Origin of the sequence: Paludisphaera soli, assembly GCF_011064595.1 — a bacterium.
Taxonomy (GTDB): Bacteria; Planctomycetota; Planctomycetia; order Isosphaerales; family Isosphaeraceae; genus Paludisphaera; species Paludisphaera soli.
Map to the genome: position 1 here is coordinate 14634 of NZ_JAALJI010000022.1, position 24605 is coordinate 39238.

General features: G+C 72.2%; 19 protein-coding genes. 4 read left to right on the forward strand and 15 right to left on the reverse strand.

Translation table 11 applies throughout. The features are described 5' to 3' along the window. Nucleotides 1-18: 18 nt before the first annotated feature. Nucleotides 19-414, forward strand: coding sequence for a winged helix-turn-helix transcriptional regulator (locus G6O68_RS22900; RefSeq protein WP_165250982.1), 396 nt, complete (start codon nucleotides 19-21; stop codon nucleotides 412-414). A gap of 127 nt (nucleotides 415-541) precedes the next feature. Here G6O68_RS22900 and G6O68_RS22905 read toward each other — a convergent pair whose 3' ends face one another. From G6O68_RS22905 to G6O68_RS22925, 5 genes are all read right to left on the reverse strand, one after another. Next, entirely contained in the window at nucleotides 542-1969 is a 1428-nt protein-coding gene (locus tag G6O68_RS22905) for an MFS transporter (RefSeq protein WP_240911467.1), read from the reverse strand. Beyond that, complete coding sequence (locus G6O68_RS22910) at nucleotides 1966-3087, reverse strand: mandelate racemase/muconate lactonizing enzyme family protein (RefSeq protein ID WP_165250983.1); 1122 nt, start codon at nucleotides 3085-3087, stop codon at nucleotides 1966-1968. Before G6O68_RS22910 ends, G6O68_RS22905 begins: the two co-directional genes overlap by 4 nt. 79 nt (nucleotides 3088-3166) lie before the next feature. Further along, entirely contained in the window at nucleotides 3167-4195 is a 1029-nt protein-coding gene (locus G6O68_RS22915; protein ID WP_165250984.1) for a succinylglutamate desuccinylase/aspartoacylase domain-containing protein, read from the reverse strand. A 28-nt stretch (nucleotides 4196-4223) separates the two neighbouring features. Continuing rightward, nucleotides 4224-5654, reverse strand: a complete 1431-nt coding sequence (locus tag G6O68_RS22920; protein WP_165250985.1) for a DUF1501 domain-containing protein — start codon at nucleotides 5652-5654, stop codon at nucleotides 4224-4226. A 26-nt stretch (nucleotides 5655-5680) separates the two neighbouring features. Continuing rightward, nucleotides 5681-9013 carry a PSD1 and planctomycete cytochrome C domain-containing protein gene (locus G6O68_RS22925; protein ID WP_165250986.1) on the reverse strand — a complete coding sequence of 1111 codons (3333 nt, stop codon included), beginning with the start codon at nucleotides 9011-9013 and terminating at the stop codon, nucleotides 5681-5683. Between the two features lie 237 nt (nucleotides 9014-9250). Here G6O68_RS22925 and G6O68_RS22930 point away from each other — a divergent pair, with 237 nt between their 5' ends. From G6O68_RS22930 to G6O68_RS22940, 3 genes are all read left to right on the forward strand, one after another. After that, nucleotides 9251-9868 (forward strand): GntR family transcriptional regulator, encoded by a 618-nt coding sequence (locus tag G6O68_RS22930; RefSeq protein WP_165250987.1) that lies wholly within the window; start codon nucleotides 9251-9253, stop codon nucleotides 9866-9868. 213 nt (nucleotides 9869-10081) lie between these two features. Next, nucleotides 10082-11092: a DUF1559 domain-containing protein gene (locus G6O68_RS22935; protein ID WP_165250988.1), complete on the forward strand. Its 1011-nt coding sequence runs from the start codon at nucleotides 10082-10084 to the stop codon at nucleotides 11090-11092. Nucleotides 11093-11186: 94 nt separating this feature from the next. Next, nucleotides 11187-11756 carry a hypothetical protein gene (locus G6O68_RS22940; protein ID WP_165250989.1) on the forward strand — a complete coding sequence of 190 codons (570 nt, stop codon included), beginning with the start codon at nucleotides 11187-11189 and terminating at the stop codon, nucleotides 11754-11756. Here G6O68_RS22940 and G6O68_RS22945 read toward each other — a convergent pair. From G6O68_RS22945 to G6O68_RS22990, 10 genes are all read right to left on the reverse strand, one after another. Further along, nucleotides 11746-14013, reverse strand: coding sequence for a hybrid sensor histidine kinase/response regulator (locus G6O68_RS22945; RefSeq protein WP_165250990.1), 2268 nt, complete (start codon nucleotides 14011-14013; stop codon nucleotides 11746-11748). The two genes, G6O68_RS22940 and G6O68_RS22945, sit on opposite strands and share 11 nt — an antisense overlap. A gap of 184 nt (nucleotides 14014-14197) precedes the next feature. After that, a complete protein-coding gene (locus G6O68_RS22950) occupies nucleotides 14198-15151 on the reverse strand; it encodes a polysaccharide deacetylase family protein (RefSeq protein ID WP_165250991.1) in 954 nt (317 codons plus the stop codon). A gap of 84 nt (nucleotides 15152-15235) precedes the next feature. Further along, the gene (locus G6O68_RS22955) at nucleotides 15236-15469 is read right to left on the reverse strand and encodes an RNA-binding S4 domain-containing protein (RefSeq protein ID WP_165250992.1); all 234 of its coding nucleotides are present in this window, start codon (nucleotides 15467-15469) and stop codon (nucleotides 15236-15238) included. Then, complete coding sequence (locus G6O68_RS22960; RefSeq protein ID WP_165250993.1) at nucleotides 15466-16713, reverse strand: CvpA family protein; 1248 nt, start codon at nucleotides 16711-16713, stop codon at nucleotides 15466-15468. Before G6O68_RS22960 ends, G6O68_RS22955 begins: the two co-directional genes overlap by 4 nt. Nucleotides 16714-17352: 639 nt before the next feature. Beyond that, nucleotides 17353-20367 carry a M56 family metallopeptidase gene (locus tag G6O68_RS22965; RefSeq protein WP_165250994.1) on the reverse strand — a complete coding sequence of 1005 codons (3015 nt, stop codon included), beginning with the start codon at nucleotides 20365-20367 and terminating at the stop codon, nucleotides 17353-17355. Further along, entirely contained in the window at nucleotides 20364-20792 is a 429-nt protein-coding gene (locus tag G6O68_RS22970; protein ID WP_165250995.1) for a BlaI/MecI/CopY family transcriptional regulator, read from the reverse strand. The genes G6O68_RS22965 and G6O68_RS22970 overlap by 4 nt, the downstream gene beginning before the upstream one ends. A 204-nt stretch (nucleotides 20793-20996) precedes the next feature. Then, entirely contained in the window at nucleotides 20997-22031 is a 1035-nt protein-coding gene (locus tag G6O68_RS22975; RefSeq protein WP_165251078.1) for a DUF1559 domain-containing protein, read from the reverse strand. Nucleotides 22032-22170: 139 nt separating this feature from the next. Beyond that, nucleotides 22171-22353, reverse strand: coding sequence for a hypothetical protein (locus G6O68_RS22980; protein ID WP_165250996.1), 183 nt, complete (start codon nucleotides 22351-22353; stop codon nucleotides 22171-22173). A 354-nt stretch (nucleotides 22354-22707) separates the two neighbouring features. After that, a complete protein-coding gene (locus tag G6O68_RS22985) occupies nucleotides 22708-23034 on the reverse strand; it encodes a hypothetical protein (RefSeq protein ID WP_165250997.1) in 327 nt (108 codons plus the stop codon). Between the two features lie 111 nt (nucleotides 23035-23145). Continuing rightward, nucleotides 23146-24549, reverse strand: coding sequence for a DUF1501 domain-containing protein (locus G6O68_RS22990; protein ID WP_240911468.1), 1404 nt, complete (start codon nucleotides 24547-24549; stop codon nucleotides 23146-23148). Nucleotides 24550-24605 lie beyond the last annotated feature (56 nt).

Here is a 24605-nt window from a genome sequence, read left to right on the forward strand (position 1 = left end):
ATTCGCCACACTGAAACCATGGCAAGAACTGACAAAAAAGTGGGGTACTCACCCACAGGTAAGCAAGAGGACGTCACGCCGCAGAGGGCGGCGAGCGGCGTCGAGGGCGCGTTCCGCATGCTGGAGGGCCGCTGGAAGATGGTCATCATCTTCCACCTCTTCGCGCGGGGCGTCCTGCGTTTCTCGGAGCTGGAGAAGTCCATCCCCGGCGTCTCGCAGAAGATGCTGATCCAGCAGCTGCGCGAGCTCGAACGCGACGGCGTCGTCAGCCGGACGGTCTATCCCCAGGTGCCGCCGAGGGTCGAATACGGGCTGACCGATTGGGGCGAGGCGATGTGCCCGGCGCTCGACGCCTTGCTGGAATGGGCGGCGATGCGTCCGGGGCGCGCCGCGAACGACGCGAAGTCGGGTTGATGGCCGGGCCGCTCCGGCCCTCGCGGCAAGGTGACCTGTCCGACTCCGGGTCGGCGATTTCCAGGACTGGGCCTGAACGCTCGGCATGGGGCTTCAATCGGAGGAAGTCCGGCGGAGCCGCGCCCCGTCAGTCTGTCGGGCTCGCCGATCCCGATTCCCGGCCGTCCGGGACCAGAGGGCGGCTGGGGTCGATGAGGAGCCAGCAGGCGGCGGCCAGGACGAAGGCGGCGACGTAGGTCGCGAAGGCCGACTCGTAGCCGGCGATCGCGGCGATCCGCTTGTCGGCCTCGGCGAGCGCGGCGGGGGCGACGTCCAGCGCGGCGGCCTTGGCGGCGATCGAGCCTTCTACCAGGGTCCCCGTCAGCCAGCCGGCCAGGGCGTTGCCCAGCGTCCCCACCGTGTTCATGCAGGCGGCCGTGGTCGCGGCGTGCCCCCTCCCCAGGTCCTGGCACGAAGCCCAGCAGGCGCCCAGCGTCAGGTCGATGGTGAACGCGGCGAGCGACGTCAGGATGCAGTAGGCGTGGACGTTCGTCGCCCCCAACGCCCCCCACCAGCACGCCGCGCCGAGCGAGAGGGCCGAGACCCCCAGGGCCCGCCGGGCGCGCCGGCGGTCGCCCAGCAGCCGGGCCAGGCCGTTGACCGCCGGCCCCCCGAGCAGGCAGCCGGCGGCCCCCACCCAGAGGGGGGCCCCCTTGTAGATCGCGCCGATCCGGTCGTCGGCCCCGATCCCGAACCGCTCCTCGACGTAGGTCGGCAGGTAGCTGAGGTTGAACGCCCAGGCGTAGTTGACCGACAGGTACATGACGCAGAGGGCCCAGAGCGTCCGGTTCGTCGCCAGGGCCTTCCAGGGGACGGCCGCGTGGGGGGACGGCCGGGCCTCGTCCTCGTGCTTGTCGCGGCGAGCGGCCTCGGCCGGCCGGTCGGGGAAGCCGAGCCGGAAGGCGACCGCCCAGGCGACGCCGATCGCCCCGAAGAGCAGGAAGGCCCCGCGCCAGGTGATCCAGGGGGCCGACGTCGCGGTCCCGCCCACGAGGACCGCCCAGAGGAAGGGGGTCAGCCCCCCCGCCAGCCTGCCGGACATGAACACCAGCCCCTGCGCCGTCTCCCAGCTCCGGGCCGGCAGCCGGTCGTGCAGGGCCCGGGTGATGTTCGGGTACGCGCCGGCCTCGCCGGCGCCGAACAGGAAGCGCAGGACGATCAAGGCGCCGACGCCCCCCATCACCGCGCCGCCGACCCGCAGGCCGATGAGCCCGGTCAGGGCCGTGCAGGCCGACCACCAGATCACGATCCGGGTCAGCATCAGCTTGGCGCCGTAGCGGTCTCCCATCGCGCCGGCGGGGATTTCGAAGGCCGCGTAGGCGATCGCGAAGGCCGTGATCGCCCACTTGAGCTGCGAGGCGTCCGCCAGGCCCAGCTCGCCGGCGATGGGCCGGAGCGCCATGCTGAAGCAGGCCCGGTCCAGGTACGTGATCATCGACAGGGTGCAGACGAACGCCAGCACCCGGCCGTGGTCGCGCAGCAGCCGAGTCGGGGGGGCGGTCGCCGCCGCCGTCACTTGGACTCGCTCACGAGGGTGGAGCGGACGAAGTCCTCGTCGATGGTCACGCCCAGGCCGGGGCGGTCGGGGACGGTGATCCAGCCGTCGACGGCCTGGATCTTCTCGTGGGTCAGCTCGTGCCGCAGCGGCGAGTCCTCCACGCAGTCCTCGAACAGGAAGGCGTCGCGGCAGGTGGAGAGCCAGTGCAGGCTCGCCGCCACGGTCACCGGGCTGGTGTAGCAGTGGTTGCAGAGCCGCGCCCCGATCTCCTCGACCCGCTGGCGGATGTAGGCGCTGTCGGTGAAGCCGTTGCGCGAGAGGTCGACCTGGTAGACGTCCAGGCAGCGGCCGTCAATGTAGGGGCGGAACGACTGCCGGCCGCACTCCTCCTCGCCCGACGCGATCGGCACCGGGGAGCGGTCGCGGAGCCAGCGGTAGCCCTCGTAGTCGTCCGGGTGGAGCGGCTCCTCCAGCCAGCCGATCCGCTGCTGCTCGAACGCCTTGGCCCGGTCGAGCGCCGTGCGGGCGTCCCAGACGCAGCCGGCGTCGATGAGCAGCTCGGCGTCGTCCCCGAGCCCCTTGCGGGCGCCGACGACCAGGTCGCGGTCGACGGCCTCGCTCTGGCCCATCGGCTCCCAGCCGAACTTCACGGCCGTGTAGCCGGCGTCGATCCAGCGCTTGCCGATGTCGGCCGTCTGCCTGCCGTCCTTGCCGAAGAGGATCGAGGCGTAGGCGCGGAAGCGGTCGTGCCGCTTGCCGCCCAGCAGCCGGTGGATCGGCTCGCCGTACTTCTTGCCCTTGATGTCCCACAGGGCCATGTCGATGGCGGACATCGCCGTGATGGTCGTGGAGCTGCGGCCGCAGTACATGGTGCGGCGGTACATCTTCTGCCAGATCCGGTCGGTCTCCAGCGGGTTCTCGCCGATCAGGAGCTGGCGAAGGCCGGTGGCGACGTTGTGGCTGAACGGGGCGTCGATGACCGCCTTGACCATCTCGGGCGAGGAGTCGGCCTCGCCGACCCCCTCGATCCCCTCGTCGGTCCGGACCCGCACGAGCACGGAATCCTGGCTGCTGGCCGTCTTGGCCTCCACGTTCTTGATGCGGAGGATCTGGCAGACGATCTCGGTGATCTTCATATGCGGGTCCGTTCGGTCCTTCGGGTCGGTGTCGGGCTCGGGGGGGAGAGGGGCGTTCTTCGATCCGATGCGATGCGGGTCAGGAGGCGACGCGGGCGACCACGACGATGTGCTGGCCGCGCGGCACCGGCGCGGCCCAGGCCTGCGCGAGCACCACGCCGTCCACCCCGGCGACGGCCGGCCAGGGCTCCATGTCGATGTGGTCGAAGTCGTGCAGCAGGCCCACCGCCTGGCCGCGACGGACGACGGTCCCGCACTCCACCAGCGGCTCGTAATGGCCGTCGAACGGGGCGACCGTGAAGCACTCGCGGTCGACCATCTCCACCACCTTCTGGGTGCCGTCGCGGTGGTGGTCGATCGGCTCGATCTCGCCCCGGAGCTGGCCCTGGCGGATCGCCGCGGCGAGGACGCCGTGCTTGCCGTAGCGCACGCCGTCGACGTTCACGGCCCGCCCCCAGCCCAGCTCGGTGCCGACGGTGATCTTGCCGAGCCGCTCGGCCTCGCTCGGCAGCAGGCCGGGCGTCTGGTTCTGGTAGACCATCAGGCAGGGCGTGCCGAACCAGCGGGCCGTCTGCTCGATCTCACGGGCGAGCTCCGGGTCGTCGACGCGGTGGTAGTTGGCGCAGAGCGCGAAGCGGGCGACGTCGCCGCCGGCGTGGAGGTCGATCACGGTGTGCACGCGGGGCCAGATGAACGCCCGCACGAACGCCGCGATCCGGTGGGTGATCCCCGCCAGGGCGGGCGTCGTCCCCGCCCCCTCGACGAACGCCCGGTTCAGGTTCACGCCGTCGTCGGGCCGGCTCTCGCGCGTCCCCGACCGGAAGGCCGAGGGGTTGAGCACCGGGATGAAAAGGATCCGCCCGCGCACGTCCTCGGTGCGGATCTGACGCATCAGGTGCTTCAGGGCGACGGGCCCCTCGTACTCGTTGCCGTGGTTGGAGCCGAAGGCGACCAGGCCGCGGCCCTCGGCGGCCTCCGGGCCGACCCAGACGGTCAGCGGGATCAGGTGGTCGCCCCAGATGCTGTCGTGCTCCAGCGCGACCCAGTAGTCGCGGCGGCCGGGCGAGTCCAGGTCCAGCTTGTCGGGGCGGGCGACGACGCGCGTCATGGTCGGGGTCGCTTCCTTTCGAGGGGAGTCAGGCGAGGATCGGCCGCACGACCTGGCCGTGGACGTCGGTCAGGCGGAAGTCGCGGCCGGCGTAGCGGTAGGTCAGGCGCTCGTGGTCGAAGCCGAGCAGGTGGAGCATCGTCGCGTGGAGGTCGTGGACGCTCACCGGGTCCTCGACCGCCTTGAAGCCGAACTCGTCGGTCGCGCCGTGGACCGTCCCCCCCTTCACGCCGCCGCCGGCCATCCAGACGGAGAAGCCGTAATGGTTGTGGTCGCGGCCGAGCGAGGCCTTCCCGCTGCCGTCCAGCTCGACGGTCGGCGTGCGGCCGAACTCGCCGCCCCACACCACCAGCGTGTCTTCGAGCATGCCCAGCCGCTTGAGGTCGGTCAACAGGGCGGCGATCGGGCCGTCCACCTGCGCGGCCAGCTTGCGGTGGTTGGCGGCCAGGTTGGCGTGGTCGTCCCAGGGCTGGCCGGCGCCGTGCCAGAGCTGCACGTAGCGCACGCCGCGCTCCAGCAGGCGGCGGGCGATCAGCGTCTGGCGGCCGTGCACGGTGTCGCCGTACAGGTCGCGGATCGGCTGCGGCTCGCGCGCCACGTCGAAGGCGTCGGCCGCCTCGACCTGCATCCGGAAGGCGGTCTCGAACGACTGGATCCGGGCGTCGAGCCGGGCGTCGGGCCGCTCGCGGCGGTGCGCCGAGGCCAGCCGGCGCAGCAGGTCGAGCTGCTTGCGCTGCGCCGCGGCCGAGGCGTGGGGGCTGCGGATGTTCTCGATCAGCTTGTCGACGTCGGCGAACTGGGGGTCGACGAACGTCCCCTGGTAGACCCCCGGCAGGAATCCGGAGGCCCAGTTCTCGGCGTCCTTCACCGGGTATCCGCTCGGGCACATGGCGACGAACCCGGGGAGGTTCTGGTTCTCCGTCCCCAGGCCGTAGAGCACCCACGCGCCGACGCTCGGCCGCGGCAGGACCGAGTCGCCGCAGTTCATCAGCATCAGGGACGGCTCATGGTTCGGCACCTGCGCGAACATCGAGCGGATCACGGCGATGTCGTCGGCGTGCTCGGCCGTGCGGGCGAACAGCTCGGAGATCTCCAGGCCGCTCTCCCCGTATCGTTTGAACTGGAAGGGGGAGGCGAACGCCGCGCCGGTCTTGCGCTCGGTGGTCAGGTCGAGCGGGATCGGCTTGCCGTCGTAGCGGGCGAGGGCCGGCTTGGGGTCGAACGTGTCGACGTGGCTGGGCCCGCCGTTGAGGAAGAAGTGGACGACGCGCTTGGCCTTCGCTGGGAAGTGCGGCGTCCTCGGGGCCAGGTCGCCCGCGTCGGCCCCGGAGGCCGCCGGGCCGGCTAGGGAGTCCCGCGCGCCGAGCAGGTCCGCGAGGCCCAGCGCGCCCAGGCCCATCGCCGAGCGCTGGAGCATCTCGCGGCGGCTCGTCGGCGTGCGGAAGAGGGGGTCAGGCATGTCGGGGCTCCTGCCGGGGGTCACCATCAGTCGACGAACAGGAATTCATTGGACATCAGGAGCACCTGGGCGAGCTGCTCCCTCGGCGTGAGGCCGGCGGCCGACGGGCCGTGGAAGTCGCGGGCCGCGTCCCAGAGGCCGCCCGAAGGCGCGGGCCCGGCGTCGATCCGGGAGGGGCGGATCTTCGGGGCCCAGAGGTGCTGGTCGCTGTTCAGGGCCTCGCGGACGTCGACCACGAAGTCGATCGCGTCGCCGGGCTCGACCTCGATCGCGTCGGCGTGGAAGTCCACCTTGGCGGCGTGGACCACGTCCGTCTTGAGGACGCCGCGACGGTTCGAGACCAGCCACCCGCGCACGCCGTCGCCGGCCGCCGGGACGTGCTCCAGGGTCGACTCCACGGCGACGACGCCCCGGATCGGCGACGTCCAGCGGCGGACGATCGAGCGGGCCAGGTCGTTCCCGGGGTGCCCCCCCTCGGCCGTGATCCGCGCCCAGCCCAGCGTCGGGTCGGGCCAGGTCGGTCCGCCGCCCCAGCCCTTCCCGTCGTAGAAAGGCATCGGGCGGAGGTCCTTCGAGGGCCCCGACGCAGGGTCGACCGTGGTGCAGCCGTAGGACCAGGCCAGGCTCTCCGCGGGGGGCGAAGGCGGGGGCGTCGCGGCGGCGTCGGCCAGGAACTCCCGCGCGGCGTCGGCCTCGTCGGCCGTCGGGTCGCGCTGGAAGGCGGCCTGGAAGGCGTCGCGGATCGCGGCGGCGTCGTCCTCCGGGAGCCGCGCGGCCAGGGCCCGGGCGCGGGCGGCGGGGAACGGGTGGTTCATGGCGAAGAGGGCCTGCTGCGGGACGGTCGTCTCGCTCCGCGAGGGGATGTGCAGGTCCGGGTTGGCGAAGTCGAAGACCCGGAAGACGCCGGGGAGGAACTGGCGGTCGACCACGCCATAGAGCGTGCGACGGCGGTTCTCAGCCCCGCCGAAGAGGGGCGTCCCCCGGCCGCCGAGCCGGGCGTCCAGCTCGCCGGTCGCGGCGAGGGCCGAATCGCGGGCCTCCTCGAACGTCAGGCGGTGGGGGTTGGCCCGCCAGAGGAGGCGGTTCTCCGGGTCCTTGAGCGCCGCCGCCTCGTCGTCCGGGCCGCCGCCGTTCGAGCGCTGGCGGTACGTCGAGGAGAGCAGGATCAGGCGGTGGATCGCCTTGGTGCTCCAGCCGCCGTCGATCAGCCGTCGGGCGAGCCAGTCGAGCAGCTCGGGATGGCTGGGGGGCTCGGACCGGATGCCGAAGTCGCTGGGGGTGCGCACCAGCCCCGCGCCGAAGTGGTAGGCCCAGATCCGGTTCACCCAGACGCGGGCCGTGAGCGGGTTCTCCGGGTCGATGATGGCGCGGGCCAGCTCCAGCCGGCCGCTCCCCCGCTCGAACGCCGGGGCGTCGGGGCCGGCGACGACCTGGAGGAACCGCCGCGGCACGAGGTCGCCGGGGTTGGCCGCATTCCCGCGCTTGAAGACGCGGGGCTCGCGGATCTCGGCCCGGTCCGCCAGGGCCGAGGCGTAGGCGGGCGCGGCGGGTGACTGCATCAGCCAGCGGTCGACCTCCCCCTGGAGGTTCCAGAGCTTGACGTCCTCGTTGTTGTCCAGGAACGCCTCGATGGTCACGATCGGCTCGTCGGGGATCCAGCAGGGGGACCGATCGGGCTCGTAGAGGACCCGTCGCAGGGCCTCGGCGTCGGGGTCGGCGAGCGCTGTCGCGGCGGGGTCGGCCTTGAGCGCCTCCTCCCACTCCTTGTCGACCTCGGCGAAGAGGCGGGCGTAGCGTCCCACGACCTCGGCCATCGCGGCCGGAGGCGTGGCGAAGGCGGACGCGACGCGCGGGTTCACCGGCGTCGCGCCCGGCCCGTCGGGCTCGGCCAGCGCGGCGGCGGCCCCCGCCGCGAAGTCGGCCTCGGGGAGCGCGGCCAGGCGGCGCCAGGGGCGGAAGATCGGGTCGTCGGCCTGGGCCGCGGCGGCCAGATACGCCTGCCAGCGGCGGACCGACGCGGGGACGATGTCGCTCGGGTAGAGGATCACGTCGAAGCCGTCCGCCGGGACCTTGGACAGGTCGAGCTGCGCCGCCAGGTAGTCGGCGATCCGCGACCGGATCCGCCGCGAGGCCTCGGCCCGCGCCGACGCCACGCCCGCCTCCAGGGCGTCCACGCGCTTCTTCAGCTCGGCCTCGAACGCCGATCGCTCCGCCTCGCTCCCCGACGGCTCGCCGAGCGGCGTGAGGCGCTCGGTGCAGTTCATGAAGACTCCGTAGAGCGCGTAGTAGTCGGCGGTGGGGATCGGGTCGTACTTGTGGTCGTGGCAGCGCGCGCAGCCGACGGTCAGGCCCATCGTACCCCGGGTCACCACGTCGATCCGGTCGTCGATGATGTCGTGAGAGACGCCCAGGAACCGTCGCCCGAGCGTCACGAACCCGAGCGCCGCCAGCGCGGAGGGGTTTTCCGGCTCGGCCTGGTCGGCGGCGATCTGGTCCAGGAGGAAGCGGTCGTACGGCAGGTCGTCGTTGAACGCCTTCACGACCCAGTCGCGATAGGCCGGCGCGTGGACGAAGAAGCGTTCCTCGCGGCCGTAGACGTAGCCCTTGGTGTCGGCGTAGCGCGCCACGTCGAGCCAGTGGCGGGCCCACTGCTCGCCGTACCGCTTCGAGGCCAGGAGGCGATCGACGAGCTTCTCGTAGGCCGTCGGGTCGGAGTCGGCGACGAACGCGGCGACCTCCTCGGGCGTCGGCGGCAGGCCGGTCAGGTCGTACGAGAGGCGGCGGATCAGGGTGCGGCGGTCGGCCTCGGGCGAGGGGGACAGGCCCGCCTCGGCGTGCTTCGCGGCGACGAAGGCGTCGACCGGAGTGCTGACCCACGAGGGGTCGCGGGGGGCGGGGGGCTCCGGGCGGGCCATCGGCCGAAACGCCCAGTGCCGCGCCCAGACGTCCTTGCGGGTCTCGACGGCCGGTGCGCCGTCGTCGGGCCAGGCGGCGCCGGCGGCGACCCAGCGCTCCAGCGCGGCGGACTGCTCGGGCGCGAGCGGGGCGTCCGGGGGCATCTCCAGCCCCCCTTCCCGCCGGACCGCTTCGATCAGGAGGCTTTCCCCGGGATTTCCCGGGACGACGGCCGGCCCGGTGTCGCCCCCTTCCAGGAGGGTCGCCCGCGAGTCCACCCGCAGGCCCCCCTTCTGCTTGTCGGGGCCGTGGCAGGACTGGCACTTCTCCACCAGCAGGGGGCGGACCTCCTTCTCGAAGGCCTCGACCTCGGCGGCCGACTGGGCCCGCGCCGGCCCGCAGGCCAGGCCGATCGCCAGGGCGAAGGCCGCCCCGATCGGCCGGATGCGGCGATGTTGGGACATGGGGTTCCTCCCGTCCTTGATGCCTCCGGAGGCCGGAGCCGGCCAGACACGTCGCCGAGATTGTAGACAATTTCAGGAATCCTGTCTACAAAATCCGGCCCGAACGAAGGATTATATTGTAGACAATGTGTCGCGGATCGTCTACATTCCAGCCCTCGCGGCCGGGGGCGTCGCGGGGAGACGACCCGTCGCCGGCCCCCTTGCACGGCCGGCGTATCCCATCGCGAGCTTCGAACCATGACGGCCCAAGCCGAGGACCATCCGGAATCCAGGGTCAGCCGGACGCTGCGGGAGGAGATCCTCACGGGCCGGCTCGCGGCCGGATCGCGGCTCACCGAGGCCGGCCTGTCCAGCCGGTTCGGGGTCGGCCGGGGCCTGGTGCGCGAGGCCTTCCAGAAGCTCTCCTCGCAGGGCCTGGTCATCAGCCGGCCGAACCGGGGGGCCGTCGTGGCGCCGGAGGCCCCCCGCGAGATCCGCAACCTGATCATCCCGATCCGCCGCACGGTCGAGGTCTACGCCCTCCGCCTCGTGTTCGACGAGCTGGACGACGCCGACTCCGCCGCCTGGGACGCGATCCTCGGCCGGATGCGCGACGCCTGCGCCCGCCGCGACTTCCACGCGATCGCCGAGGCCGACCTCGCCTTCCACCGCCGCCTTCTGGAGCGCGCCGGCCAGCCCGACCTGATCGTGATCTGGGAGACCCTGGTCGGCCGCATCCGGTCCCACTTCCGCGAGACCCAGAAGCGCAGCGCCGACGCGATGGAGATCCACGAGGAGCACCGGGCCCTCGCCGAATCGTTCCGGGGCCGGGACCTGGCCGCGGCCGTCCGCCTGCTCAAGGAGAAGATCACCTGACGCGGGGGCGCCGCCCCGCCTCGCCCCTCCCGCGACCGTGAGTGATCCGGCCCCGCCGGCGCGCCGGGCCCCCCTCTCCGCCCCCCGATCAGCCCCGCGCGGCCCTCCGCGCGGGGGCGGTCGTCGTCCGGCCTGCGCGCCGGCGTCGGCCGCGCCCTGGACCCTTCGTCGCCTCGCTTCCCCCGTCATCCCTCCCTTCTCAAGGAGTCCGTCATGCCCGGAAGAGCGACCGAACCCCGCCGCGGCTTCACCCTGATCGAGCTGCTGGTGGTCATCGCGATCATCGCCGTGCTCATCGCCCTGCTGCTGCCGGCCGTGCAGTCGGCGCGCGAGGCGGCCCGTCGCGCCCAGTGCGTCAACAACATGAAGCAGATCGGCCTGGCGATGCACAACTATCACGACACCGTCGGCAGCTTCCCGCCGGGCTCGCTGGTGAACGCCGACACCTGGGGCGGCTCGTGGTGGGCCTGGTCGGCCCTGATCCTGCCGCAGCTCGAGCAGGTGAACCTCTCCAACGCCATCAACTTCTCGCTCGGCAACGGCGCCAACGCCAGCCCGGAGCACACGACCGTCTTCCGCACGATCATCGCCGCCTACCTCTGCCCGTCGGACGACTCGAACCGGCTGTTCGACGACCGCAAGTGGACGAACATCAACGACCTGGGGACGTCGTACCTGGCCGCCCCGCTGAACTACGTCGCCAGCTGGGGCGACCAGAAGACGGGCAACCCGCTGTTCGACGTCTACTCGACGCAGGCCGCCGGCACCTACTGGGGGTGCAAGAACACCTTCTCCGGCATGTTCGGCGACTGCAGCTCGGGCGCCGTCACGAACCTGGCCGGCTGCACCGACGGCAGCAGCAACACCATGCTCGCCGGCGAGAACTCGCCGAACTACAACGGCCAGCTCATGTGGACCAACGGCCACGGGGCCTACGGCGGGACCATCATCCCGCTGAACTGGAAGACCAACCTGAAGGACGGCCAGCTCGACCCGACCGACGGCACGATCTGCAGCACGGCCTACATCACGTCGGTCGTCGCGACCCACTGCTTCCGCAACCAGGTCTACAACTTCGCCTTCAAGAGCAAGCACCCCGGCGGGGCCAACTTCACCTTCGCCGACGGCTCCGTCCGGTTCATCAAGCAGTCGATCAACCCGAGGACCTACGCGGCCGCCAGCACGCGCAACCGCGGCGAGATCATCTCGGCCGACGCCTTCTGACCTCCGATCGGCCTCCTCGGCCCGCCCCGCCGGAGCCCGGCGGGGGGGCCGCCCGCCTCGACCACACACACGGATTCAATCGGAGCCCGACATCATGCGCATCCAGACGCTCGCGACGGCCGCGATTCTGATCGCGACCGCCGCCGTCCTGCTGGCGACGACCGGCTGCGGCCCCGGCAACGGCCTGAGCCTGGCCCGGGTCAGCGGCAAGGTCACCTACAAAGGGGAACCGGTGACGTTCGGCACGATCCTGTTCGAGCCCGAGAAGCCCGACGTGCCGCCGGCCGCCGGGTCGATCGGCAAGGACGGCGGCTTCATCCTCTCCACCGAGGACCCGGGAGACGGCGCCGTCGTCGGCTCGCACCGGGTCGCGATCATCGGCCTGGAGGAGCTCGCCGAGGCCGACCAGGCGGCGATGCCCGACCCGGAGAAGTCGCCCCAGGAGTACATGGTCGCCAAGACCAGGGCCGGGACCACGCCGGCCCGCGCCAAGAAGGCGGACGACTCGACCTACACCGACAAGTCCGGCAAGGTCTTCCGGATCACGATCCCGACCAAGCTGAACCAGGCCGCGACCTCGGGCCTCAAGGTCGAGGTCTCCTCGGGGTCCAACTACGTCGAGATCGCCATCGACGAGGACGGCACGGCCCGGGTCAAGTCCTGACGCCCCGCGGCCCGGCCCGATCGGGACGGCCCTCGGCCAGCAGGGCCGCCAGGGCGTCCCGGTCGACGGGCTTGATGAGGTGGCGGTCGAAGCCCGCCTCCCTGGAACGCCGGCGGTCCTCGTCGCGGCCGTAGCCCGACACCGCGACGATCAGGGCGTCCTTGCAGGGGCCCTCGCGCCTCAGGCTCGCGGCGACCTCGTAGCCGTCCATGCCCGGCAGGCCGATGTCGAGCAGGACGACTTCCGGGCTGTGCTCGCGGGCGGCCGCGAGGGACTCGGGGCCGGTATAGGCCGTCTCGACCCGATGCCCCAGCAGGCGCAGGAGCTTCGCCAGGCCCGTGGCCGAGTCCATGTTATCGTCGACCACGAGGATCCGCAGCGGCCCGCCTCGCGGCCGCTCGGCCGTCGCGCCCGGCGCGGGGGCGTCCTCGCCGAGCCCGTCCGCGGCGGGGAGCCGAATCGTGAATTCGCTCCCCCGTCCGGGCCCTTCGCTGCGGACCTCGACCGTCCCGCCGTGCAGCTCGGCGAGCTTCCTCACCACGGTCAGGCCGATCCCCAGGCCCCCCTCGCTGCGAGCCAGCGAGCGGTCCCCCTGGGCGAACAGCTCGAACACCTGCCGGAGCTTCTCGGGCGGGATGCCGATCCCCTGGTCCTCGACGCGGATCACGACCTCCTCCCCCTCGCGACGGGCCGAGAGGCGGACGAGGCCGCCGTCGTCGCTGAACTTGGCGGCGTTGTTCAGCAGGTTGACGACCATCTGCTCCAGCCGCGTCGGGTCGGCGTCCAGCACGAGGCGGCCCCGATCGACGGCGACCTCCAGGTCGTGCCCCCGCCGCTCGATCAGCGGCCGGGCGCTGGCGACGGCGGCGTCCAGGACGGCCGCCGCGTCGATCCGCTCCTTCCGCAGCCGGATCTTGCCCCGGCTGATGCGGGAGACGTCCAGGAGGTCGTCGATCAGCCGGGTCAGGTGCCGGGTCTGGCGGCCGATGACCCCCGTCGCGAACGCGACGTCCTCGGGCGCGTCCGACGCCTCCAGCACGGCGACGGCGTTGCCGACAGCCGCCATCGGGTTGCGCAGCTCGTGGGCGAGCATGGCCAGGAACTCGTCCTTGCGGCGGTCGTTCTCTTTCAGCTCCTCCTCGGCGGCCACCCGGTCCTGGATGTCGACGCACGAGCCGATGGAGCCGGCGGCCTCGCCGTCGCGGCCCCCGAGCGGCACGCCGTCGTCGACGATCCAGCGGTACTCGCCGTCGCGGCGACGGAGCCGATAGTCCATCTTGAAGGGGGAGCCGGCCCGGGCCGACTCGTCGAGGACGCGGAGGCAGCGGTCGCGGTCGTCCGGGTGCACCCCCTCGGCCCAGCCGCGGCCGGCCTCCTGCTCCATCGTCCGGCCGGTGAACTCCAGCCAGGGCTTGTTGAACCAGCTCCGCCCGCCGTCGGGCCCCGCGAGCCAGATCAGCACCGGGGCGTTGTCGGCCGTCAGCCGGAACCGACGCTCGCTGGCCCGGACCTCCTCCTCGGCCCGTTCCCGGTCGGCGGCGGCCTTCACGCGGTCGGTGACGTCGCGGAAGACCAGGACGACGCCGGCGACCCGATCGTCCTCGACGATCGGGGCCGCGTTGGCGTCGATGAAGCGCTCCGCCCCGCCCCTGGCGATCAGGACGGCCTGGTTCGCGAGGCCGACGCGTCCCGTCCGGAGCACCTCCTCCGCCGGGTTCGCGACCGGCCCCCTCGTCGCCTCGTCGACGACCACGAACACGTCGCCGATCCTCGCGCCCCTCGCCTCGGCGAGCGTCCATCCCGTCAGGCCCTCGGCCACCCCGTTCAGGAACTCGACCCGGCCTTCGGCGTCGGCGGCGACGACCGCGTCGCCGATGCTGTCCACCGTCGCCCGGTAGCGCCGCCGCTCCGCCCGAACGCGGTCCTCGGCGCGGCGGCGGGCCGCGACGAGGCAGGCGATGAAGGTCGACACGGCGACGAACAGGAGGACCAGGATCGCGTCGTCCCGCTCCAGCGTGAAGACGCGGTAGGGCGTCATGAAGAAGTAGCGGCCGAGCACGGCGAGCGCGGCCGTCGCCGCGAGGCTCGCCCTCAGCCCCCCGTACCAGGCGGTCGCGATGACCGCCGTGAACAGGAACACCCACGGCGAGGACGGCGAGTGCGGCCAGGTCGCGAGACTCGCGAGCAGCGCGGCCGCGACCGCCGCCGCGGCGATCGCGTATCCGCGAAGCTCCACCCTGGACGTCGAAGCCGCCATGAAAACGTCCGTCCGGACTCGCGCCGCCCGTCGCCCCGAGCGAGACGACGGTCGGGCGGGAGGGCGTATCTTGGAACCTGGTTAAAGATAACCTCTGCGGCCGCGGACTCCTACTCCCGGCCCGCCCGGCGCGGTCGGGTCGTGCCGATCGACGGGGCTCGGAGACGCGGCCGACGCCGGTCCCTCAGCGGGCGACCGGGTCGGCCTTGGCGGCGGGGGCCTTCGCCTCGACCATGGCCCGGAACTGCTTCCAGGTGATGACCTCGATGCCGAGCCGCCGGATCTCGGCGGCGACGGCCGGGTCGGTGAAGATCCGCCGGTCGCCGTCGCGGCGGGGGGCGCTGGGGGTCGCGGCCCTCAGCTCCGCGTCGTCCTCGCCGCAGTGGATGATCAGCTCGGTGACGCCCGGCCCCAGCTCGCGGAGGGCCTTCATGTAGGTCTCGACGCGCCCCTCGTGGGTCTCGCCGCCGTAGAACTGCAGGAGGTTGTCGAGCACCGGCAGCCGCCTCGCGTCCAGCTCGGCGAGCAGCGCCTTGCCGCGCTCGCGGAAGGCGGGATACTCCTCGCCGATGGCCCCCTCGACGTCGCGCAGGAACAGCACCGGGAGGTCGTACTTCAGGCCGACCCGGACGTACACCTCGAGGATGTCCGCCCGGCTGACCAGCGCGCCCATGTGGGTGTCCAGGTGGCTGAGCGGGATGCCCATGGCGAGGGCCCGGTCGACCTGGGCCGTCAGCTCGATCTCGATCTCCTCGGCCTTGGCGTTCTTCGCCACGGCCTCGACCCCGCGATGGAGGTAGCCGTCGGCGTCCACCAGGCTCGGCACCCGATCCCGCCCGGCGACCGGGCCCCAGCGGTAGGTCGCCCACTCCGAGTTGAGCGTCAGGTGGACGCCGTAGTCCTTCTCGGGATGCGCCTTGGCGTACTCGGCGAACTCCTTGATCCAGGGGCACGGCATCATGGCGCTGCACGACGAGACGACGCCGTCTTCCATCGACTGGAACGTCCCCCGATTCACCGAGTGGCACATGCCGGCGTCGTCGGCGTGGATGATCAGGTAACGCTTCTCGTCGTCGGCCCCGAGGGCGGCCGAACCGAGCGACAGCAGCAGGGCGAACGTCATCCGGGCGCGAGGCATGGGGAGGTCTCCGGGGGCCTGGGAGCGAGAGGCGAACGCACCAGGATGCCCCGATCCCCCCGCCGCCGCAAGCGAGTCCCGGCCTCAGTCGAGGACGATCCTCGGGCCGTCCTCGACGTCGAGTTCGACCACGTCGCCGACGGCCATCTGCCGGCGCTTGCGGAGTTCCTGCTCGCCGTTGACGCGGACCAGGCCCTCGGCGACGAGGTTCTTGGCCTCGCCGCCGGACATCACGCAGTTGGCCCGCTTGAGCACCTGGATCAGGTTGATCGGCCGGTCCCCCACCTCCAGGCGGATCTCCTCGCGGTCGTCGCTCATCGGGGGGCCTTGGCCGGCGCCTTGGCGGGGGCGGGATCGGGGAGGAGGCTGTCGAGCCCCCGGTCGATGGCGTCGGTCACCGACTGCTCGAGCTTGCGGCGGCCCTGGTCGATCGCGCCGTCGGCCCCCTGCTCCAGCCGCTGCCGGGCGCGGAGGACCTCCTCCTGGGTGCGTTCGAGCCGCGACCGGGCGTCGCCGATCCGCCGCTGGACCTCGCCGGCCTTCCCCTGGAGCTGCCCGGCACGGCCCTGGAGTTGATCGGCCACGTTGCGTCGGGTCTCGTCGACCGCGCCGGTCACCTGGCCGGTCAGGTTGCGGCGGGTCTCGTCGACCGCGCCGGTCAGCGCGTTCTGGAGGCGGGCCTTGTCCTTCTCGATCAGGTCGCGGATCGTGGCCGCCTTGGCGTCCGGGTCGGAGTCGAGCGACTCGACCAGGGCCTGCTCGGCCTTCCGCCGGCCCTGCTCCACCAGGCTGTTCATGACCTCGCGGGCCGAGGGGATCCCGGCGTCGGCGGGGACGTCGACGGCGGGGGCGGGGACGGCGGCGTCGGCGGCAACGGCGGCGGCGGCGGGGACGGCCGCCGCGCCGGCCTCGCGGAGCCGGCCGACCTCGGCGTCGAGCCGGGACGTGGCGCGGGAGGCCACGGCGCGGACCTCGGGGTCGCGGCGGGGCGTCGCCTCGTCCGCCTCGGCGAAGCTCGGGCCGGCGTCGGCCCGGTCGGCCTCCTCGGCCTGGGCGTCGGCGACCGGGGCGTCGCCGTGCCAGAACGGGGCGAGGGCGTTGCGAACCTCGGCCGGCAGCACCGGGCCGACGTGGTGGACGACGTTGTTGACGACCTTGCCGGTGGGGCTGTCGAAGATCGGCTCGCGGGTCTTCGGGGCGACGCTGACGACGAGCATCGTCCCCAGGATGCCCACGGCCGCCCCCTCGACGCCGCCCAGCATCATGCCCAGGTGGCGGTCGTAGGCGTCGAACTTGAGCTTGCGGATGACGCCGCGGACCATCCAGGCGAGCCCGAAGACCGCGCCCGAGACCACCAGGTACGCCGCCGCCATCGACATCGCGCGGGCCGCCTCGGGCGTGCCCGGCAGGTGCGGGGCGATCAGGGCCGAGACCGGATACGAGAACAGGTAGCCCAGCACCAGCGACCCGATGCTCGCCAGCTGCCAGGTGATCCCCCGCCACGCGCCGCGGGCCATCCCCGCGATCAGGACGGCCGCCATGGCCATGTCGTAAGTCGTCATGCGTGCCCCTCCATGCCTCGACCTGATTCCCCGCGCCTCGTGCGCGGACGTGCCCAGACGGCCGGCCGCATGGTAGCCCACCCTCCCCCGGCCGGGAAGCCGGATTTCCTCAAGTCCACGCCCCGGCCGACCGACGACCGCCGCCCCGCAATCGGCTTCGTTCGCGCCGACCCCGAAACGAACCCATCGGACGCAACTTGTTTCGTCGAAGTCTTTTAACCACCGCCCAGCTCCCCGAAAATTGGCTTCGTTCGGCGCGCTTTCTGGGTGCGCCCGATCTTGCTCCCGCCGCCGTCGAGCCACGCCGGGCCGCCTCCGGGCGCAACATCCCTTATCGAGACAATGCGCCCGGAAGCCCGAATGCGAACGGTGTCGCTGGATCCCGGAATCTCTTCGGAGACGAGCGGACGGAAGCGAGGGGGCGCCCCCCGGACCGACGCTGGCGAGTGGCCTTGAGTTGGGTGCCACGGGTTCTCCGAACCCGTGGATCGGCGTCGGACGGGTCCCGAGCCTTCTCCCGGTTCCCCGGCCGGTCCACGGTTCTTCAGAACTCGCAGGCCCCGAAGGCTTTCCGCCAGGGCTCGGTGGAGTCAGGTCCGAGGGGATCGTCCGGGACTTCGCGCCGGGAGGCGCTGGCTCTCACAGGCCATCGGCCTCGAACCCGAGGCTGTAGGCCAGGTTTTGGAGCACGACGAGCCTCGTCGCCGGTGAGTCGATCGCCTCGGCCGTCTTCAAGGCCCCTTCGATGCCGTCGCCCTGGAAGGCCGCGTGGACCTTCGAGACGTGGTAGTTGACTTCCATGCCGGGGCTGATCGTGGACGTATCCATGTCGGGCTCGCCAGCGAGCCGTCGGATCCCGGGCAGCAGCGACGCCCGCTGGGCCGAGATCGGATGGAATGGCGTCTCCTGATCGTAGTCGAGGAACCCGTTCCGCATGACGCCGACGCTCTGGCCCGCGATCGGTCCGGGGTCGGACGGCCTGGGTTGGAGGCAGGCGAGGGCGCGACGGGCGTACGGGCGGGCGGCTTCGGGGTCGCCGTCGTCCCGCAACCGGACGGCGAGGGACCGGAGGGCGCGGGCCTTTTCGAGCCCGGGCTCGTCGCGGATCGCGTCGACGGTCCTCGCCGCCTCGGCGACGCCGCTCGTCCGGAGCTGGACCTGGGCGAGCCTTTCGAGCATCCGCGAACGCCGGGGCTCGGGCTGCTCAAGGGCTCGGGGGAGGGCGTCGGCGAGCATGGCGTTCGCCTCGTCGCCCCGCCCCGTCGCTTCGAGCTTCTGGGCCAGGACGATCTCGGCGATCAGCCGCTCCGCGTCGTGCGCCACCGCGGCGGTCAGTTCCTTCGACCGGGCGAACGCGGCGTCCGCGCCGGCCTCGTCGCCGGCCTGCGACCGCCGCCAGGCGATCAGGGCGAACGTGGCGGGCTTGACGGAGTCGTAGAAGCCGTCGTTGGGGCCGGGATGCTCGACGCGGCGGATGTCGGGGATCGCCTCGACCGTGGCGAGCGCGCCGGCGACGTCCCCCGCGCGGGCCTGGAGGTGGGCCGCCGCCGCGAGGGTCCGGGCCCGCAGGACGGGCTCGTCGGTCCCCTTCGCGACGGCCGCGATCTTCGCCAGCGCCGCGCGGGCCGCGGCGTCGTCCTTCGGCCGCAGCGCCGGGTCGCCGATCACGATCTTGATCCCGGACGCGTCGGTCCAGTCGATCGGGTCGAATGAGCAGAGGCCCTCGATCATGTCCCGCAGGGCCGCGTCCCGGCGGCGCGGCGGGAGCGTCGCGGCGAGTTCCAGCGCGGCGTCGAGGTCGACCTCGGCGATGGACCGCGCGAGCGTCCGGGCCAGGAACGTCTTCGATTCGCCTGCCGGGGCCTCGTCGACGAGCTTCCGGGCCCTGGCGATCAGCTCGCGTCCCGCCGGCTCGTCGCCCGCCCGGATCAACTTCACTCCCATGAAGCTGTCGAGGTTGACAGTCACGGCGGGGGAGTGCGACGGTCCGACCAGGCCGACGACGTACGCGACGACCGGTCGCATGGCCTCGAACTCGCGACGATCGGCGAGCGACTCCAGAAGCTGGCCGAGGATTTCCAGCTTCATCCCGACCAGCTCGGGATCGACCGGCTCGTCCCCCGGTTCCAGGGGGAGGTCCGACATCCTCTGGAGGGGCCTGGGGTCCTCGGGCACGCTCTGCTTGGCGCTGATGGCGTCGAACAGTTTCGTCAGCACGCGCATCATCGCGGCGTCGGCGGCCGGGTCGGGCTTCGCCACCAGCTCGACGACCTGACGGAACTGAGCCCGAGCCGTCTCGACCTCGCCCGCGTCGTACCGGATCGCAGCCGATTCGATCAGGATACCCAGATTCATGACCGCGACGAGGTCGCGCGAGAGATCCTTGCCGGCGAGCGGCCCGATCTTCACGCCGTTCAGAGTCTTCAACGCCCCCGCGCGATCGCCCTGGTCGAGCTGCTTCCGGGCGATCTGCGTCAGCGCGACGATCCGCTCGTCCGGCGGGGTCGGCCCGCCGGGATTCGGCACGTCGGGGAGTGCGGCGACGGCCTCGGCGATCCGTTGCAGGTCGGTGCGGACGTCGGCCTTCGGCTGCTCGGCCGGGGGTTGGGCTCGCGTCGGCAGGACGAGGGCGGCGGCGAGCAGGGTTGCGGCGGCCAGGGCGAGGGCTTCGGGGGCGGTGGGCTTCATCGTCATCGGGGGGTCCTCCTTGAGCAGGATGCGACGGATCCTCGTCGTGATGGGGCGTTCGGTCAGGGAGAGCGCGGGGGCCGGCGCGGGGCGGGCGGCGGCCAGGGCGGCGAGCAGCTCGGCGTAGGCGCGGGGGCGGTCGGTGCGGGCGACGACCAGGCGGTCGCAGCAGGTCTCGCGCTCCAGCCGGACCCAGGCCGAGAGCCACCACGTCGTCGGGTGGAAGAACAAGAGCGCCTCGGCCAGCTTCTGGAAGAGGCCCACCAGGTTGTCGCGACGGCGGAGGTGGGCCAGCTCGTGCAACAGGGCCATCTCCAGCTGTTCGGGGCTCCAGCCGGTCAGGGCGGCCGTCGGCAGCAGGATCATCGGCCGGACGACGCCGATCAGCACCGGCGCGGCGATCCGGTCGCAGGCCGCGACCGCCACGCGAGCGATCCCCAGCGACCGCGCCAGGGCCCGGGCCCGCTCGACGACCGGCCCGGCTTCGAGCGGCAGCGCCTCGCGACGGAGCCGCCCGACGCCCGCCAGCCCCGTCGCCAGCCAGGCCAGCGTGAGCGCCGAGCCGACGAGCCAGACGCCCGGCAGGACCGGGATCCACGCATCCAGGAATCGCAATCGATTCGGGCTTTCCGGCTTCGACGCCGGCGCGATCCAGGGCCGGCGAGCCGTGACGGCGGCGCGGGGAGCGGCGCGACTCGGGGTCGGCACTCTGGCGGCCGGCGGGTCGGCGATTGCGGCCGTCGCCGCCGGCGCGGGGACGTGGACGACGGCGAAGGTCCCGAACGGCGCGACGGTCAGGAGGACCAGGCTCGCCAGCGCCGCGGCGTGGCGGGCCTCGGCCGCCGCGCGGCGGAGCAGCCGACGGGCGATCGACGCGGCCAGGCCGATCGCCGCGCCGATCCAGAGCATGTGCAGGAAGGTCCAGCCCAGGGCCGTCCAGGCGGGCGAGTTCGGCAGCGGGCTCATGCTCGCCCCCCCTTCCGCTTCGGCGTCGGCTTCGGGGCCGGGCCTGCGTCGTCGGCCTCGTCGAGCAGGGCGCGGATGGCCTCGCGGTCGCGGTCGTCGAGCGTGCCCTGCTCGATCAGGTGGGCGACCAGGCCCCGGGCGGAGCCGTCGAAGACGTTCTGGACGAGCTTGCCGAGCAAGCCCGAAGCGGCCGCGCCCCGGCTGGTCTCGGCCGCCCACAGATAGCCCTTCGGACCGTCGTCGCGGCGGACGAGCTTCTTCGTCAGCATCACCTTGAGCGTCGTCGCGACCGTCGTCAGCGCAACGGGCCGCCGCGCCTGGAGGGCCTCGTGAACCTTCCCCAGCCCGGCCGGGCCGTGCTCCCACAACACCTGCAAGATCGCCAGCTCCGCGTCCGTCGGCTGGCCGCTCGGGCTCCTCGCCATGTCGGGCCTCCCTCCCCTTCAAGGCCGTCGCATCGGGACCGGGTCCGCGACCCGTCGTCGATACTGTTTCTATAAAAATAGAAATTAGCCGTCAAGGGGGGAGGCTGATGATGCGGGCGGAGGCCCGGAACGCGAACCGGCCGGCCGCCGCGTGGGTGCGGTGGCCGGCCGGCGATGGTCAGGTCGGATCGATTTGCGATCGGATCAATACTGGTCGGCGCTGATGACCTCGCCGCCGGCGCGGGTGGAGAGGGCCTGCCAGACGCCGAACTTCGACCCGGCGGTGAGGGTGATGCCGTAGGGCTGGGCGTTGGAGCCGCCGACGGGGAGGCCGTTGATCTGCGGGGTGGTGATGGTCCAGGAGTCGATGCTGTCCTTGACGAACCGCACGGAGCCGTCGCACATGGCCACGTTGACGCCGCCGGGGTGGAAGCTCATGGCGTTGCTGATCGCCCAGTTGCGCAGGGCCTGGTTGCTCGGGTCGCCGGCGGGGTCGGAGTACTTGCGGCCCCAGTTGGGGGCGAACCGGGTCTCCAGCGAGCCGCCGGCGGCGTCGTTGCCGCTCCAGATGTGGAACTGGGGGCGGGTCGTGGCGCCGAAGACGCCGTGGCCGTTCTCCGAGTACATCATCGTGTTGCTGGTGCCGTCGGTGATCCCGGCCAGGGTGACGAGGTCGGCGATGATGGCACCCTTGGCGTACTGGCCCAGGCCGCCGACGATGCTCAGGCCGGTCGGGCCGCCGGTCAGCCCGAAGGCGTTCCAGGGGCCGACGAAGCCCGAGTAGTGGCTGTGGACCTGGCGGAATGTCGGCGGGCCGAACTGGAGCCGCTCGGCCTCGCCCATCGAGGGGTCGCTCGGGCAGGTGAAGGTGGAGATGGCGATGCCGGGCACCGTCCAGTTCTCGGGCTGGAAGAACGCCTGCTGGAAGTTGGCGGCGTTGTGGGCCGCGTTCTGCTCGATGTACGGGCACAGGCGGACGAGCGACGTGAAGCCGAGGTTCGTCATGAACCCGGCGCCCTGGACCATCAGGACCGGCGGCAGCGCGCCGGTGTTCGACTCGTAATTCATGGCGCCGAGGGCGATCTGCTTCAGGTTGTTGGTGCACTGCATCCGGCGGGCGGCCTCGCGGGCGCTCTGCACGGCCGGCAACAGCAGCGCGATGAGCACCGCGATGATCGCGATGACGACCAGAAGCTCGATGAGGGTGAAACCTCGGCGCGGAAGGCGGCTCGTTTCCATTTCCGACTCCTTGAATGGGTATGACGGATCGACTTGAGGAGGCCGGCGCGGGAACGCCGTCGACGGACGACGCGCCGGTTCCCGGCCGCTCGGCCGGGGTGGAGCGATACGATTAAGATACGATGCGGATCAAGGGGCGCTAGCTCTTGGGCTTGTTCTTGCCCCTGGGGGTGACCTTGAGCTTCAGGTCCTCGGCCGGGATGTCGATCGAGCCGGCCCCGCGGACCGTCTCGTCGCGCTGGCAGCCCGCGACCGGGACGATGGCGGCGGCCAGCAGGGCCAGGGCCGCCCGACGACGCGACAGGAGATCGTGAGGATTCATGGGGATGACTTCATCTCCGTCGCGGCGCGGACCCGCAGGAGGTCCAGACGCGCGGGCCTTGGAATGGCGAGCAACATGGGCGTTTTGGTGATGATTCGGCGGCGGGTCGTCTTCGACCCTTCGCTTGATCGCCCTGATGGGAGGGAGTGGGCAGGGCGAGGCGGCGGTTCGGGTCGGGCCCGAAGGCCCGGGATGAGATGGGGAGGTTTCGGCTCGTTTCGCGACGGCGGCGGCCTCCTGTGTCCATCCGGGCCGGATGAGGCGAATCTCGACCCGCTCGTCCCCGTGACGCGAGGGGACGGAACGCGAAGTTCTTCGTACGACTTGCATCATAATTCGATGATGCCATCTCGGTCAATCGATTCCGCCGTCGGGGATGAAATACTGGTCGGCCGGGATCGGGCCCCGAGGCGAAACCGCATCAAGGCCGGCGTCGGGGGTGGTCCCGCCGGGGACGGGTCCGGGATCGGGGACGGGCCCGGGATCGGGGGCGGCCTGCTCGGGCGGGACCTCCGCCGCTTCGGGCGCGGGCAAGGCGACGCTCTGGGGCGGGAGGTCGATCGAGCCGGCCCCGCGGATCGTCTCGTCCGGCGGCTCGCAGCCGGCCAGGGCGATGAGGGGGCCGCAGGCGAGGAGCAAGAGCCCGGCGCGGCGACGCCGCGAGGAGGCGTGTCGGATCATGATGTCGGGACGCTCTCGAAGGGGATCGGGCCGGCCCGGTTCGGGCGGCCTCTCCCGATCGATGCTAGTCGCCGGGTCGCCTCGGGGTCAACGCGAGTTGGGCCCGCCCGCTCAGGCGCCGAACAGCGCGCCGATGGGCTGGCCGTCGCAGAGCTGGATGGGGCGGCCGAGGCGGTCGCGCAGTTCCGACGTCGGGTCGACCCCCAGCGCGTGGTAGAGCGTGGCGGCGAAGTCGCCGGGCGAGTGCGGGGGGCTGGCGGGGTAGGCGCCGATGCGGTCGGACGCGCCGATGACCTGGCCCCCCCGGACGCCGCCGCCGGCGAAGACGGCCGAGAAGACCTTGGACCAGTGGTCGCGGCCGTCGGCCGTGTTGTTGTTCCCGGTGCTCGCCCCGATCCGAGGGGTCCGGCCGAACTCGCCCGCCCAGACGACGAGCGTCTCGTCGAGCAGGCCGCGGGCCTTGAGGTCGTCGAGCAGCGCCGACATCCCCCGGTCGGTCGGCGGCAGCAGGTGGTCCTTCAGGTTCTTGAAGTTGGACGAGTGCGTGTCCCACTGCTGGACACGGCCGAGGTTCACCTGGACGATCGGCACGCCGGCCTCCACCAGGCGTCGGGCCAGCAGGAGCGACTGGCCGAACATGTGGCGGCCGTAGCGGTCGCGGACGGACGGGTCCTCCCGGTCGAGGTCGAACGCCCCCGACACCTTGCCCGACGACAGGAGCGACATCGCCCGCGCCCGCTGGTCGCTCATCGGGTCGCGGCCCAGGTCGGTGCCGGGGAGCATGGATTCGTTGACGCGGTCCAGCAGGCCCTGGCGACGGCCGAGCCGCTCGACGCTGAAGCCGACGGGGAGCGCCAGGCTCTCCACCTGGAAGCCCGGCTTGTTGGGGTCCTGCTTGATCTGCCAGGGGTCGTGGCGGGGGCCGAGGAACCCGGCGTGCTGGCCAGGCCAGGTGAGCGGGCCTTCCATCAGGAAGGTCGGCAGCATGACGCCGCTGGGCACTCCGTCGGTGCGCGGCTTCAGGTAGTCGAGGGCCGAGGCGTAGCATGGATAGTCGTCGCGCGACGCCACTTTGTCGAAGAACGCGCCCGGCTGGGAGTGCCCGGTGAGGATCTCGTGCGTGGCGTTCAGGTGGTTCGTGTACCTGTGCGAGAGCGAGCGGACCACGGCGAGGTCCCCGGCGCGCTCGGCCAGCATCGGCAGGTGCTCGCAGAACTGGACCCCGGATACGGCCGTGTCGATCGGCTTGAACTCGCCCCGGATGCCGTCGGGGGCGTCGGGCTTCATGTCGATCGAGTCGATGTGGCTGAGCCCGCCCGACATGAACGCGATGATGATCGACTTCGCCCGGGGCCCGGCCCCCGGCCGCTTGCCCGCCGCCCGCGCCGCCTGGTCCGCCAGCCCCCTCGCCGCGAAGACCTGCGGCAGGCTCATCCCCAGGAACCCGGAGAAGCCGACCTGGAGGACCTCGCGGCGGACGAACCCGCGCGTGTGGGTGTGACTGGGTTCCATCATCGCTCCCTCGTCCGACCTGAGCTTTCGCGACCGATTCGATTGAACACAAGTTTAAC